Annotated in this window: 14 protein-coding genes; 8 read left to right on the top strand and 6 right to left on the bottom strand. The window is 39.1% G+C overall.

The genetic code is table 11. From position 1 onward, the window contains the following. Positions 1-87 precede the first annotated feature (87 nt). Together MA_RS14610 and MA_RS14605 are read right to left on the bottom strand one after the other, a co-directional pair. Positions 88-456, bottom strand: coding sequence for an aspartyl protease family protein (locus MA_RS14610; RefSeq protein ID WP_048065522.1), 369 nt, complete (start codon positions 454-456; stop codon positions 88-90). Continuing rightward, complete coding sequence (locus tag MA_RS14605; protein WP_011022743.1) at positions 449-700, bottom strand: hypothetical protein; 252 nt, start codon at positions 698-700, stop codon at positions 449-451. The genes MA_RS14610 and MA_RS14605 overlap by 8 nt, the downstream gene beginning before the upstream one ends. Positions 701-784: 84 nt before the next feature. On the opposite strand from MA_RS14605, the gene MA_RS28795 reads away from it, so the two are divergent. Then, entirely contained in the window at positions 785-1,009 is a 225-nt protein-coding gene (locus MA_RS28795; protein WP_157860255.1) for a hypothetical protein, read from the top strand. 745 nt (positions 1,010-1,754) lie between these two features. Here MA_RS28795 and MA_RS14595 read toward each other — a convergent pair. From MA_RS14595 to MA_RS28790, 4 genes are all read right to left on the bottom strand, one after another. Beyond that, positions 1,755-2,192: a hypothetical protein gene (locus MA_RS14595; RefSeq protein WP_011022741.1), complete on the bottom strand. Its 438-nt coding sequence runs from the start codon at positions 2,190-2,192 to the stop codon at positions 1,755-1,757. Between the two features lie 192 nt (positions 2,193-2,384). Continuing rightward, complete coding sequence (locus MA_RS14590; RefSeq protein ID WP_011022740.1) at positions 2,385-2,672, bottom strand: hypothetical protein; 288 nt, start codon at positions 2,670-2,672, stop codon at positions 2,385-2,387. A gap of 103 nt (positions 2,673-2,775) precedes the next feature. Further along, positions 2,776-3,458 (bottom strand): IS1-like element ISMac16 family transposase gene (locus tag MA_RS25680; RefSeq protein WP_085984849.1). Its coding sequence is split into 2 segments (ribosomal slippage): positions 2,776-3,135 and positions 3,138-3,458, totalling 681 coding nucleotides; the frame shifts between segments, so codons are not numbered across the junction. 958 nt (positions 3,459-4,416) lie between these two features. Further along, positions 4,417-7,602 (bottom strand): PAS domain S-box protein, encoded by a 3,186-nt coding sequence (locus MA_RS28790; RefSeq protein WP_011022738.1) that lies wholly within the window; start codon positions 7,600-7,602, stop codon positions 4,417-4,419. Between the two features lie 862 nt (positions 7,603-8,464). Between MA_RS28790 and MA_RS14570 the strand changes: the two genes are divergently transcribed. From MA_RS14570 to MA_RS14540, 7 genes are all read left to right on the top strand, one after another. Then, the gene (locus MA_RS14570; RefSeq protein ID WP_226990613.1) at positions 8,465-9,568 is read left to right on the top strand and encodes a hypothetical protein; all 1,104 of its coding nucleotides are present in this window, start codon (positions 8,465-8,467) and stop codon (positions 9,566-9,568) included. 226 nt (positions 9,569-9,794) lie between these two features. Beyond that, on the top strand, positions 9,795-10,364 hold the full coding sequence (locus tag MA_RS14565) for a TetR/AcrR family transcriptional regulator (RefSeq protein WP_157860254.1): 570 nt from the start codon (positions 9,795-9,797) through the stop codon (positions 10,362-10,364). Between the two features lie 140 nt (positions 10,365-10,504). Beyond that, entirely contained in the window at positions 10,505-11,098 is a 594-nt protein-coding gene (locus MA_RS14560; RefSeq protein WP_011022735.1) for a class I SAM-dependent methyltransferase, read from the top strand. A gap of 591 nt (positions 11,099-11,689) precedes the next feature. Then, positions 11,690-12,481 (top strand): P-loop NTPase, encoded by a 792-nt coding sequence (locus MA_RS14555; RefSeq protein ID WP_011022734.1) that lies wholly within the window; start codon positions 11,690-11,692, stop codon positions 12,479-12,481. Then, positions 12,474-13,097 (top strand): class I SAM-dependent methyltransferase, encoded by a 624-nt coding sequence (locus MA_RS14550; RefSeq protein WP_048065519.1) that lies wholly within the window; start codon positions 12,474-12,476, stop codon positions 13,095-13,097. Before MA_RS14555 ends, MA_RS14550 begins: the two co-directional genes overlap by 8 nt. 284 nt (positions 13,098-13,381) lie before the next feature. Beyond that, a complete protein-coding gene (locus MA_RS28220; RefSeq protein ID WP_052279179.1) occupies positions 13,382-13,969 on the top strand; it encodes an ABC transporter ATP-binding protein in 588 nt (195 codons plus the stop codon). A 36-nt stretch (positions 13,970-14,005) separates the two neighbouring features. Continuing rightward, the gene (locus tag MA_RS14540) at positions 14,006-15,232 is read left to right on the top strand and encodes an ABC transporter substrate-binding protein (RefSeq protein ID WP_048066406.1); all 1,227 of its coding nucleotides are present in this window, start codon (positions 14,006-14,008) and stop codon (positions 15,230-15,232) included. Positions 15,233-15,248 lie beyond the last annotated feature (16 nt).

Here is a 15,248-nt window from a genome sequence, read left to right as displayed (position 1 = left end):
ATGTCTAGTCCTGCTGGCAAGGAAAGTCCTGGTCTTGACTGTAGCTTCAAAGAATAGGAAAGGAATTCGGAAAAGGAAATAGACATTTCATAGAATAGATAACTTTGAATTTCGACCATCGAATGTAACGGAATACTTATCAAGAATGTTTCGCCCAATCAAAACATCGCCATCGTCTTGGTAAAAGGCAATAATATTCCTGTGTTTGTTTTCAAGGAATTCTAAGTTTATACGTGTATACCATGCGGTAACTATGCCGCCAACAGCGCTGACATTGGAGCGGTGAGTCATCTCTAGCCCAAGTTTCAACCAAAGATCTCTTGGTACGACAACTGCATCTGAACCCGTATCAAGATATGCATAAGCATTAACTTTTTTATTAGAGACGGAATTAACGAGAGTTACTACAACAAGAGGATCATTATCGATATAATCGAAAGTGGTACTCTCAGACATAGTTTCGATTCCGAAGCTTGACAACTGCAGGATTTTTTCCTACTCTACGCATGAATATTTGGTGACCTGGTCGCTTTCTCCTTGCTTCCATATCGACATCACTAATGTTTTCCCCCACGGATACAAAGTCGTTAGAATCAATATCTATGGCTATTATCTTTCCATTGTATAATTTTTCCCATTCTGCCTTATGGGCTTCATAGATACTTTTTGCCTTTTCATCGAATTTATTAGGTTCTAGCATATGTTCACCCTATAAATTAGAGATTTCTTGCTTTTTTATATATATTTTACTAAAGCTTGTTGTAAGCATGGAAGTGAAGCTTCCTTGGAGACTTTCCTCCGGATCCAGACCTGCAGGATCTTGGCGCCCGGGAAAGTCTTGGTTCGAGTCCTTGTCCTGGCAGTTTATGTGCCGTTGGAATGGAAGCTCCGTTGGAAATGGAAAGAAAGTCCAGGTCCTAAAGTCCAGGTCCTGGTCTGCAACTGCAAGGAAAGTGGGCAAGGAAAGTGGGCAAGGAAAGTGGGCAAGGAAAGTGGGCAAGGAAAGTGAAACTTCCCTAGAAGGCCTTCCTCCGGATCCAGACACTTCAAGGGAAGAGAAATGAAGTCCATTTTGGCAGGCTATTTACCGGGAAATAATGTTCCAGGACCTACAGTATCTTGGTACCCAGGAACGTCTTGGTAGTGTAGCCTTTTTTTAGCATTAAGAGAAGGAGAATAACTTCTCGAATATGGCTCTTCTCATCGATTTCGTTTACCCAAAATTTCTAATCATTTCTTAGCGTACACCTACGTTAAAATCAGGATGATTACTCTTATTTTACCTTTTCGTGGTGTTGGGCGAAAATAACCAATGCTCAGCATATGATATTTGACCAAGTACAAACCCAAGCCAGATATAGCCAGCTTCATTAAAAAAACGCCATGTTAGAATGCTCATAAAAAATAACATAGCAACCGTTAACCGTAGACCCATTATTGAAAGCTCCATATTATTTAATAGTGCGCTTGATTAAACAGACTTCAATATATATCAGCATCACTGGGATATAAAAAGGCAGTCCTTTTTGCAGGCTATTTCCCGGGAAATAATGTTCCAGGGATGCAAGGTGTCTTCCCTGGGATGCAGGTTCCATTTTCAAGGGCTGTTTACCCTCTCCTAGTCCTCCTCTTATGCCCTCCAATATATCCGGCCTTACTTTTTCTTCATCCGTTCTTTTTCGTCATTACAAGGGTTCTCTTGAGCTCCAGGAACGTTTGTTTTATTCCAGTTTATTGCCATTTTCTATCCTCCATCATATGTAATAATTAAAATATGCACTCATAAACAGCATGCCTAACAAAAAACTGAACCCAATCGACCATATCTGAAAAGTACTGATGCCTGCAATATAATAAGGCCAGGTCTTTTGTTTCGGAGCTGTTAATTTCAGGATCCTGGTATCCAGGCTAGAAATTAACCTATCCTTTTCCTCAATCCAGCTTGAGAGCTCCGAGATCTGCCTTTCCTTTGCTTCTGTCCTGCTTTCTGCTGCTAAGATTCTATTCTCCATTTCATTTTGTATCTGCTCACAGTCGGACTCTTCCTTTCCTCTAAGCAGCATCTTCCATGCTTCTATTGTGCCCTTTGTAATCCCATACCCAGCATTTATAAATTCTATGTATAGGTTCATCGGTACTTCTATATGTATCCCTTTCTTCTCATCGGCAACGGCTGACATATGTACACCCATGTGTTTTATTTGAACATGTTTTGTGTATGGTCGATTGATATTGATTTTACGAAGATTAAATGTTTAAGTTTGCTTTTGATATACGCCTTCATTCGATATCGATTTTAAAAAAGCATAAATCTGAATCCTCTTGATGCTGATTTTTGTGTATATAATACAAAACTTGCCAGAATTAAAGACAATTTGGTATCCTCAAATCGTTGTCGGCTTCTTCCTTGTCCGTGGTTGATTAAGAGTCGGGGAGTTTGCCGTCGCGAGCGAATTTTTTTTGTTTGCTTTAGTTGTCTTGGTTATTTTTGTCCTTGCCTTCTTTGCTTGTTTGACTGCTTCAGCATCTACCTTTTTTGGTTTGAAGATATTCCAGCTGCTCGCTGTCTGTCTCTTGATACCCATTAGTCCGCCTATATCATCCTGGCTTAAACCCTGGTCCTGCAGGCTCCTGGCAAGTGCGGCAAGGGCTTCCTCTTTCTTTTTCAACATTGCAACTTCTTTTTCATCGACTTTCTTTTCTTTTCCCTCAAGATTTTTGAAAAATTCATTCTTTCTCTTTTTATATTGCTGGATAAAACTATTTTTGGTATTGTTAATTAAATATAGATAACTCTTTATTTCTGTTTTTCATCAATAGAAGAACAGAGTACTTTAGCATTTCAAGACTCTTCGTATAACACTTTGTCTTTCGTCTCAACCTTGCCAGAAAGTGCCTTAGTATGCCGTTATATCCTTCAACTGTATACGTTTCTGCTTTGGATTGAGTATGAATGGTTTCAGGAATAAACTCTGCATATGCCCTCCAGTGATCAGTCATCACTTCTCCAATCTCTTTCTTCTTTAATTTTTCCCAGAGTAGTTGTCCAGTTTTCGTTCCTCTGCTACCAAAAGAGCAGTTGATGAATTTTTTCCCAACTCTATCAACAGCAATCCAGATCCAGCAATATTTTTTTTGTTGCCGATGTAAGTGTGCATCTCATCCAGTTCAACAATAGATATCTCATTTTCGCTTTTTAGCTCCTCTATCTCCTGACCAAATTTCTTTATCCATTTTTGGACAGAAACATGACTTACCCCTAAAAATCGTCCTATTGAACGAAATCCTAATCCCTCAAGATAAAGTTGCAAAGCCTGTCTCTTAACTAAAGGAGAACTAGCAGTTGATTTTAGCTCGACTGAATAGTTATATCCACAATCGTGGCATTTGTAGCGTTGACGTCCACAAACTATACCGTTTTTTGTGTGATTGGAACTTTTGCATCTTGGGCAGTTCATGCAGAAATATAGGTTTTCATAATATATAACTATAATTAAATACCAATACCGATTTATTTAATAAAAACATTTCTACTAATATTATAAAATGCTAATTTTTCAAATTGGTATATTATATAAAAAGATAAATAAAAAAATAAATTTAAGATGTTGTTACAAATAATAATATTTATAACTTCATTTGAAGATTTTATTACATAAAGAACTTAGAGGATAATGAATATTTAACATTCACATATCATTTGACAATTACTGTGGAAAAATTAGTTTTTCTTTTTAATATATTATATTCCATACGATATATCAAAAGAAATATTAATTATTAAGGTTTATTTTCTTTAACTGTATAAATGTATATACATTTATTCTACTTTTTAAGTCAACTGAAGTTATTTTCAAATAAATAGACTATTAATCATTCCAATATTAATTACAGAGATATTTATGCATAAAAAATGGGTTTTAAGTTATTGTTAGCTAAAATTTTCGCGAAATAACGAAATAACTATACTATTAATATTGTTTGAAACGAAGGAACACTGTAGAAAATAGCAAAACCTTATCTGCATAACTTTTAAGAAATGCCGTTATCGATTTTTCGAATAGTCTCTCAATCATTTTCTCTAGCTTATGATCTTTTTCAGAGCTTACAGAATATATCAGAACTGATTTTAATTTTGCAAGTAATATAAATTAATTTAAGGATGTGCTGATATAAAGGAGCTCGGGATCACTTGAACATTCTATCGCATTTTGGGGGATAAAGATGAAGAATAAAGCTCTATGAATATTTTTAGTTTTTCTTTCCATCTACTACAATAACAGTACTTGAAGATAACAGTTCAAGCAGTGGGAGCAATAGTGATGGCGGTGAAGTGCTGGTGGCTCTCTGAATATTACATACCTTAATAACTTTACAATATATTATTGACTTTTGAACAGGCTCTTATTCGATTAATTATTGTTGAGCTGGAACTGATACCTGATTATCCTTTTCTGTTACTGTGAACCTTATAATGAATTCTGTCCCGTTATTCCTTTCCAGTTCCAGTTCTCCGTTCAACTGTTTAACAAGAGAAGTTACAAGTTGAAGGCCTAGACTATCAAGCTCTTCAATATCAAGGTCTTTGAGAATGCCGACACCATCGTCTGAGACAGATAGAACATAAGCAGTACTATTAAGATCCTCTATATCTTGTTCTCTGTCTTCTTCTCTGTACAGTTTAACCTGGATTTCTCCATGATTTCTTCCCTGAAATGCGTATTTTAGAGAGTTTGAAATAAGCTCATTGATGATAATGCCTAACGGAACTGAAGTGTCCATGTCGAAGAAAATGTTTTCTTCTATATCTTTATTAAATCTGGTGCCGTCATTTCCAAGCTTATAGGTGAGGAAGAGATTATCCGCAAGTTCCTTAATATACTGTGAAAAATTAAGCTTATCAAGCCCTTCGTTTCTATGCAATTCTTCATGGATAAGCGCCATTGAAATTACACGATCCTGGCTTTCCCTGAAGGCTTCAAGAACTTCCGAATCCTTAATATCCTCTCTATCCTTGAACTTTTCAGCCTGTAAATCCAGCAGGGATGAGATAACTTGCAAATTATTCTTAATGCGATGGTGAATCTCTTTTTTACGAGCACTCTCAATATTTACCAGGGCTTCCTCAGCTTCTTTTCGCTTGGTGATATCAGTGTACATGCACAGTGAGCCTGCAAAATCCCCGTCTCGATTAAAGAATGGTTTAGCGCTTATAAATGCCCAAAAGAGTGAGCCGTCCTTGCACTTTAACTTCAATTCATAGCTCTCACTGATACCACAGCGCCTCTTTTCCAGACTATTTTCAGCTAAAGGTTTGCTTTCGTCACAAATAAAATCCATTACAGGCCTACCGATAGTTTCTTCATGAGGGTACCCCATTAGTTCTATAGTTTTTTTATTGGCATATATGATCTTGAATTCGGCATCCATCAAGAATATACCTTCGTTTGCTGTCTCAACGATATTGCGGTACTTCTCCTCACTTTCACGGAGTTGTTCTTCTGCTCTTTTACGTTCAGTAATATCCTGAACCGTTCCTCTCATTCGAATAGGGGTATTACTCTCATCAAAAATAACTTCAGTTTTTGCATGGATTGCTCGCTCAGACCCGTCAGCAAGGATGATTCTATAATTAATGTTAAAGGGTTCACCAACTAAGGCTTTTTTAAAGGCATTGTTTACGTAATCCCTATCAGCTGGGTGCACATAAGTTAAAAACAAGTCATAAGTCACTTCAAGTTCTTCAGGCTTAAGTCCAAAAATGCGATATAACTCATCAGACCAGAGCAATTTATTATTTACAATATCCCAGTTCCAGTTTCCAATATGAGCCATTTGCTGAGCTTCAGCAAGCCCTCTTTCACTTTCTTTCAATGAATTGAAAGCTATTTCAAGCTCTTCTGTACGTACTTTTACTAAGTTTTCCAAATTGTCAAGAGTTTCTTTAAGCTTTGTCTCAACTTCTTTTCTTTTGGTGACATCAGTGAACATACATAATGAGCCTGCGAAATCACCGTACCTATTGAAAAATGGTTTAGCACTTATAAGTGCCCAAAAGAGGGAGCCGTCCTTGCACATTAACTTCAATTCATAGATTTCACTAATACCGCCACGCCTTTTTTCCAGATTCCTTCTGGCGATAGATTTGCTCTCTTCACAAATAAAATCCATTACCGGCCTACCAATAATTTCTTCCTGAGCGTACCTCATTAGCTCCGCAGTTCTCTTATTAGCGTAAATAACATTGAATTCAGCATCCATCAAGAAGATGCCTTCATTTGCTGTCTCAACGATATTGCGGTATTTTTCCTCACTTTCGCGCAATGCCTTCTCCATCTGTTTGCGGTCGGTAATATCCTGGACCGTTCCTCTCATCCGGATAGGTGTATTATTCTCATCGAAAATAACTTCAGTTTTTGCATGGACTGCACGCTCAGACCCGTCAGCAAGGATGATTCTATAATTGACGTCAAAGGGTTCACCAATTAAGGCTTTTTTAAAGGCTTTATCTACGTAGTCCAGGTCATTTGGGTGCACATAAGTTAAAAACAAGTCGTAAGTCACTTCAAATTCCTTAGGTTTAAGTCCAAAAATGCGATATAACTCATCAGACCAGAGAAACTTATTATTTACAATATTCCAGTTCCAGTTTCCAATATGAGCCATTTGTTGAGCTTCAGCAAGACTTTCTTCACTTTCTTTCAAATAACTATAAGCCTTCTCAAGTTCTGCCGTTCGTTCTATAATTTTCTCTTCTAAATTGTCGCGAGCCTTTCCAGGTGCTTCTCTCTTCTCCCTTTTTTTAGTGACATCTTTGAAAAGCAACGCAAGTTTTCCATTTTCAGGGCTAAACGCATAAACATCAAGAGACCTGTCTTTAACTTCTATACTCTTGACTTCATAATAAGTCGGTACATCAGAAAGTGCTACTTTTCCATATTCCTTTAACCCTACAGGATCGGCATCAGGAAACACTTCAAGTGTCGTCTTGCCTAATAACTGTTCTTTCTTCAAGCCTGTCTGACACTCATAAGCGGGGTTAATCTCAAGGAAACGATAGTCATAGGGCGTGTCATCCTTATCGTAAATAACTTCCGCAAGGAAGAAAGCATCTGTCATATTTGTGAACAGCATTCGGTAACGCTCTTCACTTTTCCGCATCGCCTCTGCAATCAGCTTGCGCTCTGTGATGTCCCTGATAATCATGACCGTTTTCACCTGACCATTCTTATCGGAGAAAAACGCAGTTGATAACTCCCCAGGGAAGATAGTACCATCTTTCCTTTTAAAATTGAGTTCTCCTTTGAACTTGCCGGTTCCGGTTCCTTCAAGAGCAAGCTTGAGTCCTGAGTCGGATGTGTCTACAACCCCGGATCTCCCAGCCCGTATGATTTCCTCTTCGGTCATCCCGAAAATCCGGCAGGCTTCGGGATTAGCCGTATAAACGGTTCCGTCAGGTGAAGTGAGAAGAACGGCGTCATTGCTGTTCTCGAAGAGCGCCCTGCACAGTTCTTCGCCATCCCGAAGTTTTTCTTTATCTTTCTGGTCACTTACATCGAATCCAGAGATAGACACACGTTTATCCTCCTTCAGGTGAAACATAGATAATTATACTTTTTTTCCATTTTTAACTTCCATTTAGTATATAATGTCCGGCAAATTATCCTTTGTACACAATCTCTGCTGGGAAGAATACTTTTCCAATACTGCAGTTCATTTATAAAATAAAATTTTACCAGCTTCGATAAATAAAGAATAATTCCACCTTATCTACCGGGAACAAAAGATTTGGATTTATTGCCGAAAATTGATCTGCTTTGATTTGCATTTTTCGGTTTAGATCCATTTCCTTGATAATAAGGTCTTACTTTCAATTATCATACAAGATAAAAATTAATGTCAGAACGCTTTTATTTCGTAATAATTTATTTGTAAAAAAGACGTAAACTACTCCTTATTTAAGATTAATGTCATCAATATCTTTTCAAGAAATTCGAGACTTTTTTGTAACTCTCCCTTTTCTTACTTCCTGTTAGAGCGCCAGTGGATCCGGGATATCAGACCTCAGGACCGTTGTTCCCACTTTTTTGCTTGAATAAGTGACATCAACCCTGGTGGGTCTTGCCTACAGTTCCATCACTATCATTGGCTAAGCGAATAGCTGACAATATATGGATTTTAAATAACTTATTAACTTTCAGAATTCTTGCCAGACAACTCGGAACGTGATCTTTTTTGATTATTTCTTAAATCACAAAACTCACAATTTTAATAACTTAACATAGAGAGATTTTTTATAAGTAAAGTTGCGATATTATTTTAAATCCATTCTCTATTTTGGAAGCTATTAAAATTCAAGAAAATAGCTTACCGAATATGAGTTAATCATATAGGAGAGAGTTATTTGAACCCAAAATACTTGAAAATGATGATTTTATTGCTTCTTATACTCTGCACCGCAAGTATGGCAGGCGCGGAGCCGAACAGCAAAAACTCAAAAAATGCAGCAGTTTTGGATTACACTGAAGGAGGACACAACGATACAGATTTCAATGCTACCTTTATGTCGGAATGGTGGTATCAGAATGGGGATATGAAGCTTGTTGCAAAGGATGGAGAAAAGAAGAAACTTGCTTTCTTTATCGTAATGGCTCATCAGGAGTCTCCGGAACTCAAAGATGCCTCAGGCACCAACTTGTCATACTTGTCTACATTCTACGGGCTTTATCCCTATGAAGAAAACGCTACTCACAATTTTACCCGGACACTTGTGCCAAGGTCCAGTATTGAAAATTACATTGAGTTTCATGTGCCTTACCTTAACTTCACTTATCCTGATGGTTTAAAGAGATTTTATGGTTCAGGTTCCAGAGGATACATGCTGAATTACTCCTTTGATAATATGCAACTAAATTTGTTTTTCAAGCCTCGTGTTAAAAAAACAGTCGATAGTGCCATAGAGCCTGTGAATTTCACCACATATGAATACGCTTACGGAAAGCTCGGAGGCAGTGTGGTGCTTGACGGCAAGGAATACAGGGTTATGCAGACTAATGGGTACTTCGACCACATGATCCCCTATACCCCTGACCAAGCTACATGGCAAATGGAAATGCACGGATGGAGCTGGTCGGAAGTTACAACGGATAAATACCAGACAATTTTCTACGGTGTAAGAAGCATTGATGACGGCTATGAGAACTACACATACAAGCACCTGACCCTTATAAACAAACATACAGGTAAAATAATCGCAGAATACTTCGGGGACCAGGTTAGTGTCGATGAAGAAGAATGGGTGAACACGATAATAAAGGACCGTACTGTTAAAAGGCCTTCCAAACTTGAGATCTCGACTCCAGACCTGGATATTTCCATAAATGCTCAAAGTGTGGTTCAACTTGATGAGACCTCCCTACCAAATGGACAGTCTGTAGGTTTTGTCGATTTCATGGCTTTCCAGCCCGATGAAGCAACAATCAAGTACAGGAGAGATCTTGAAATGGGAAGCGCATTCTACGAGTATATGGTAACTGACCCGGGTATATCTACCTCTTCTCCCGAGTAAGCCCTGAGAGGGCGGTGAATAAAATTTCTGGAGTTCCTGTCAAAAGGAACTTCCTTTATTTTCTTTATTTTCTTTATTTCGATTAAAAATCAGGCAAAACTCTGATTTTACAAAATATGTGTACCCAAAATATACTTATACGAAGAAATACTATACTGATTGACAGTCAATCAATAATAGGATGTAAGCAATGACCAGAATAGTAAAAGACCCCGCAGAGAGAAGGTTGGAACTGATTGAAGCGGCCGAGAGCCTTTTTGCAAAAAAGGGATATGAAGACACGGCAGTCAGTGAGATCGTCAAAAAGGTTGAGGTTGGTCAGGGAACATTTTACCATTATTTCAAGTCCAAGGAAGATATTCTGGAAGCAGTAGCCGAAAAGATTGTAGCCCCGTATGTTGAAGACGTAAAGAATATTGCAAAAGGCAATGAAGACCCGACAACAAAGATTAACTCCATACTGAATAGAGTTCTAAAAGCCAATGACTCAGATCTGGGCATTATGAAACTTATGCATCAAAAAGGAAATCATTTGCTTCATCAGAAAGTGGAGAAAGCTCTCGAAGAGGGAATGTCACCAGTCGTAACTGAGATATTATCAAAAGGTACTGAAGAAGGAATTTTTAAAACAGAATATCCAGGCGAATCATTTGGATTTCTGATTGCTTCAACGCTTTATCTTTCTCATAATTTATCATGGGATCACGAAACTCGTAAGAGAATGAAGGCCGCTTTAGAGGAGATTATATCCAGGGTGCTTGGAGTAAATGACTATCGTTTCCACCTGGAAATTTAACTTTTGTTAATACCTAAATGATAATTTTTTTGAACTCGTTCTTGATTGACAGTCAATCAATACAATGACATCATTTTTCAGTTGAATCAAATAAGTCGTAAAACAAAATGGAGTCAAGAAAATAAAAGGAAGAAGAAAATATGACGAAAAAATCTACGGATGTATGTCCTTATCAAAGAGCCTGGAGCCTTGACAACTGGCTTCGCAAGATTTTGCAAAACCCTTACAAAATTGTTGGTAGATATATCAAAGAAGGCCAGACTGTCCTGGATCTGGGCTGCGGGCCGGGTTTCTTTTCCTTGGCAATGGCTAAGCTGGTAGGCGAAGAAGGAAGGGTTATCTCAGTGGACATTCAGGATGAGATGCTTCAGATACTAAAAAATAAGAGCAAGCGTCAGGGACTTAATTCTCGTATATTCCTTCATAAAGCCCAGCCTGAAAAGCTGGGTATCTCCGAGATGACGGATTTTGCACTGGCATTCTATATGGTACATGAAGTTCCGGATAAAAAGAGTTTTTTGAGCGAAGTTGCTTCCCACCTCAAGCCTGATGGCAGGTTTTTGATCGTTGAGCCTAAATTCCATGTCTCAAAGTCCAATTTTGATACTACACTGGAGGTTGCCAGCTCTGTAGGGCTGGAACAGGTCTCTGGACCTAAGTTTCCTTTCGACAGAGCAGTACTTTTGAAGCTCGGGTCCAGGGAAAAAAATCTAATACTGCAAAAATCCAGTTAAAAAAAACCTGATCTAAATTTAAATTTTTATCAGTGAGCCCATCCCAAAACCCAGTTTTATCTAATTATCCAGGATTATTCAGGATTGCTTCATAAACGAGGCTAGATATGTAGTTTAAATATGATATCCAAAGAAGCAAATTTTGAGTTTTGGGATTAGCTCAGTAACTATAATTACAGTAACGTTCTACTCTTCAGGTTTACTTTTGGGCCTGACAAAACTTGGAACGTACAGGTGACATTTGCATTCATATCCCATTGACAGGATTATTTTTTTCTGTAAGCTTCCTTCTGCTTGAATAAAACTTTCCTTATTAATTTTAAGATATGCGTTTCAAATCATAAGATATAAATATAATTTGCTATCAATTAGTTAGTATTCTTACAATACGAATACAAAATATCTTATTTACGACTATTAGTATTCTTATTGTATTACTAAACGATATGTTAATTCAGAAATTTAAACTCAAACAAGCCTGGAAAACCGATCATAAAAAGCATCAGGACATGGAAAATATTCGCAGGGATATTTCTGTCACTGTGAAAAAAGGAGAAAAACAAAACTTGTTGGAATACTGGAGAAAAAAATATGATGAATAATAAAAAAGCATACAAACTCGCTATATGTGGAAAAGGAGGAAGTGGTAAGAGTACTATTGCAGCTCTCCTCGCAAAGGCTCTTGTGGAAAATGGAAACTCTGTTCTTGTAATCGATACAGATGAATCGAACTTCGGCCTTCACAGACAACTGGGAGTTGATCTTCCTCCCGATTTCATGGAATATTTCGGCGGCAAAAGTGCTGTACTTGAGAAAATCATGCAGGCGGCGCCTGAATGGGATTCGGTCTCTTTCTTTGAAGGCAAATTAAGTTTTGCTGACATTCCTCAGGCATATCTTTCGGAGAACGGGGAAGTGAAGCTCCTTGCCATAGGAAAGATACACGAAGTTGGAGAAGGATGCGCTTGCTCGATGGGAATACTGGTAAAAGAATTTATCGAAAAGTTGAGATTGAACCATGGTGAGGTAGTTATTGTTGACACTGAGGCGGGAATCGAACATTTTGGAAGGGGTATCGAAAAGAGCGTGGATGCGATCCTTATGGTTATCGACCCGTCCTACGAATCTCTGAGATTATCCGAAAAGGTAGCGGAATTAAGCGGCAGCATCGGCAAACCGATATTCTTTGTCCTGAACAAAGTCGATAAATCAAACGAACAATTCATGTGGGAAGCTATTGGCGACCGGCACACAGTCATTGCAGCTATTCCGGCAGATCCTACTCTTTCTCTGGCAGGACTTAGAGGCGAGGAGGTTATGACAAGAAACACCGAAGTTCAGCATATATTGCAGGTTCTTGAGGAGAAGTGCATATATGACTGATACAAAAATATGTAAAAAAGGATGTGACCACGATACAAGTCATAGAGAAAACGAACAAAGATGTGGTCGAGGCAGCTTCTGGATGCATGATCCTGATTTAATATTCAGCGAGCTAAAACTGAAAGCTGGAGAATTTTTTCTTGATATGGGCTGCGGGCCGGGAGACTATTCAATTTGGGCTTCTAAAATAGTCGGGAATTCCGGGATGGTGTACGCGCTGGATAAATGGCAGGAGCTTATTGATAATCTGACAGAAAAAGCTGATCTGGAAGGAATAAAGAATATCAAGGGAATGGTTTCTGATATTGCCAGACCATTACCAATCGAAGAAAGCTGTATCGATGTGTATTTTATTTCTACTGTGCTGCATTCGCTTGATCTGGCTAAAGATAGTGACGTGATATTCAGCGAAATCCACCGGGTTTTAAAACCTGATGGGCGCCTGGCAATTGTCGAATGTAAAAAAGAAGAAATGTCGTTCGGTCCACCACTCCACATGCGTTTGTCACCTGAAGAGCTGGAAAATTTAATAGCGAAATATGGTTTTGAAAAGATAAACCTTGTTGATCTCGGTTATAATTACATGATTCAGTTCAGGAAAAGCTATCAAAAGTAATCCAAGTCCAAGCACAAGTACAAACAATTGAAAGTAAGGTTTTTCCGAATAAGTATGATTTTTATGAATAAGTAAGATTTTTATAAATAATTAAAATAAAAACGTTTTTTAAAAATACATCTGCTGCCTGGCCCTTTTATGTGATCAATCGCCGAGTACATCATTTTGGACTTCCCTGACCCGAGTAATTCCTGACCCGAGTAATTCCTGACCCGAGTAATTCCTGATCCGAGTAATTCCTGATCCGATTATTTTTTTGAACTATATCATAATAGGAGTAAAAGATGGTTGCATCAATCTCAACAAAAAATTTACTCTCCACCTTGGGCTACGAGAAAAACAATAACCTTTTCGAAGTACGAAAAATCGGCATTCTTGTGGTACTGGGAATTACGCTTATCTTTATAGCCAGTGTCGCTGTCATGACGGGAAATTACTATATTGCCACTAATGACGTCATACACACTATCACGAAGCACCTGACTTTCGGAGATATCTCTGCTATTCCTTCCCTACATAACATGCGCAATGTCGTTGAGGACGGCAGAACTGTCATCGCCTGCAGTCACGATCCTAATCACGTTGCCTGGTTCTGCGACCGTGTTGTCGTTGTCGGAAATTGTGGAGTGATTGCTGACGGCAGCCCTGTAGAAACAATCAACGAGCGGACCCTTGACCTGATTTACCAGAATACCTGCGCTGTGCAGACGGCGGGAGGAATAAGAATAGTCATGCCTGCAGACCTGCAGACCCGAAAGGCCGGAAAAATGCAGGAGAATAGCTACAATCAGCATGCTTTCGATCAGTATGTAGAGCAAAATGCAATACGGAGAATTGATTATGACATCGGATACGATAAACTGGAACAATGATGTGATAGATTATATGATCTGGTGGGAGGGGAAAGGATGCAGCAGCGATCTCTAATTATATTGGGCCTGATCCTTCTCTTTGCGACGGCTGTTGCAGGATGCACTCAGTCACCCATGCAGACCGTGGAGGAAAAAACCATAACCGACGACGAGTACCGGATCGTCATCGATAGCCGGGGAGTTGAGGTAAAGGTGCCTGTCAACATTGAGAGGACTGTTACCGTCTCTGATGGCCTCGTAGAAGAGGTGATGGTGGTCCTTGGCGTAAATGATACACTTATCGGTCTTGGTTCCAAAGGCCTCCAGTATGAAGGAGACTTTACTTATCCTACAGATAACGGCACGAATGTTACTGTGAGTGGAGGCAAACATGTGGCTCTGGCTCTGTCTCCGGATTTAAAAGATCTTCCACTTGTAGTGGATTATGGTGTGGCGATGAACTACGAAACCCTTGCTTCTCTTGAACCCGATGTAGTTATAATTCGCATGGGAAGCTCCGCATTCCTGTCTAGTGAAGACGAAAGGGCACAGAAGAGTATCCAGACAATCGAATCTCTTGGAATCCCTCTTGTCGTTCTTTATAGTCCCAACTGTTACGATAATTCGAATCCAACGGCGATTTCAGATGAGATTCACATCATAGGACAGGTCTTTGGAAAGGAAAAAGAAGCTGATCGAATCGCCTCATGCCTCGAGTCCAGGCAGGAGCTGATCAAAGAACGGACACAGAATATTTCGGATGAAGAAAAACCTGATGTGCTGGTGTTTGGCCTCTCTCCTATGCACCGTACGCAGACCTCAGCCGGGATTGCCTGGGGCCTGAAAACAACGGAGTCGTATATGATCGAGGACGTTATCAATGCAAAAAACGCTTTTCGCTCCGATCTTGGTTCCTTTGAGGTGATCAGTACCGAACAGGTCCTGGCAATAGATCCCGATATCATTGTAATCGGCACTGCGGCACACTATGCTCCTCCTGAAGAACTTTATGAAGCTCCCTATTACAAAAACCTTCACGAACTCCAGGCCGTAAAAAACCGCCGGGTAGTCTCTCTTCCTTATTCTCCCCGAAACAGTGAAAAGCGCCTGGAATATCCTATCGATCTGATGGTTATCGCAAAGGCAGCATACCCTGAAAAATTCGCGGACATTGACCTTAACGAATGGGTCCTGTCATTTTATCAGGAAGTCTATGGCGTGGATCGTGAAACAGCGATTCAGCTTCGTTCGGCTCAGTTGATGGACTGGTGCTTGGAGACATAAACTGAAAAGCCATTTC

The organism is Methanosarcina acetivorans C2A, from assembly GCF_000007345.1.
Classification (GTDB): Archaea; Halobacteriota; Methanosarcinia; order Methanosarcinales; family Methanosarcinaceae; genus Methanosarcina; species Methanosarcina acetivorans.
The sequence above is the reverse complement of the archived record's forward strand: the minus strand, read 5'-3'. Positions and strand labels throughout refer to the sequence as shown.